1 pseudogene is annotated in these 1,171 nt (G+C 68.8%); it reads left to right on the top strand.

The window, feature by feature from the left end:
* Positions 1-1,171, top strand: a pseudogene (locus FKP22_RS33270) (hypothetical protein); the annotation flags it as partial.

Raw genomic sequence — 1,171 nt, 5'->3', positions numbered from 1 at the left:
GGCAAGTACGGCCAGTTGCTGGCCGAGCTGCGCGGCCGCTTTGATGGCGACCTGCGCCGCGACTGGTTCCTCAGCGACGGCGGCCACTTCGAGAACACCGGCGCCTACGCCCTGCTGCGCGAGGAATGCCAGCTCATCGTGCTGGCGGACTGCGCAGCCGACCCGCGCTACGCCTTCGGTGACCTGGAAAACCTGGTGCGCAAGGCCCGCATCGACCTGCAGGCCGACATCGTCTTCCTGAAGCCGCGCCTGCAGCAATCCGCCGCACCGCCCCCGCCGGCCGAAGCCGCCGATTGCCCACCCTGCGAACCGCCGATGACCCAGGTCCCAACCGCCTTCGGCTCGCTCAACGACCTGGCCTCCGCGGACAGCCAGGCCTGCCTGGCGCTGGCCCAGGTGCACTACCGGCGCAGCGGCAAGACCGGCCACCTGGTCATCGTCAAGCCCAACATGTGCGACGGCCTGCCGGTCGACCTGGTCAACTTCAAGGCCGACAACCCGCTGTTCCCGCAGGAGCCCACGACCGACCAGTTCTTCAGCGAAGCCCAGTGGGAAAGCTATTTTCAGCTCGGCGATGCACTGGGCGGCCAGCTGAGCCACAGCTTCATCTGCCACCTCTGCCACCATGCCGGCGACTGGTTCGAGCCGGACGACGGCAGCATCGCCGTGGCCGACACCTCGGGCGAGAAGCACAGCCAGACCGCCCCCAAGCGCCTGCCCTCGCGCATTGCCGCCACCGGCGCCGTCACCGCGTCCATCAGCCTGGGCGCGATGGCCACGCTGGGTGCCACCGGCTGGCAGGCCATCAACGAGCAGCTGGACAAGGTGCACAAGGCCCGCAACGTCGATCCGGTGGTGCTGAAGGAACTGACCGACCTCTACGGCCACCTGGCCCCCGGCCCCGGCCTGCACCCGGCGGACACCGGGCTGGGCGAGATCGCCACCGCGCTGCTGCGCATCAGCGATGCCTCGTGCAACGACAGCAACAGCCAAGCCTTCCACCAATCGCGGCTGTTGCAGACCATCCTGACCAGCACCCGGGACAGCTGCAAGGCCTCGTCCCCTCGCCACCCATCCTGCGAGCTGCTGCTGAACCGCGACCAGAACCTCTCGTGCCTGCTCGACGACGCCACGCCGGTCTGCCTGCCGCAGTACTGGATCCGCGACTACG

Origin of the sequence: Ideonella azotifigens (genome assembly GCF_006519715.1) — a bacterium.
In the GTDB taxonomy this organism is placed as follows: Bacteria; Pseudomonadota; Gammaproteobacteria; order Burkholderiales; family Burkholderiaceae_C; genus Ideonella; species Ideonella azotifigens.
This window is presented reverse-complemented; position numbering and strand designations above follow the sequence as displayed.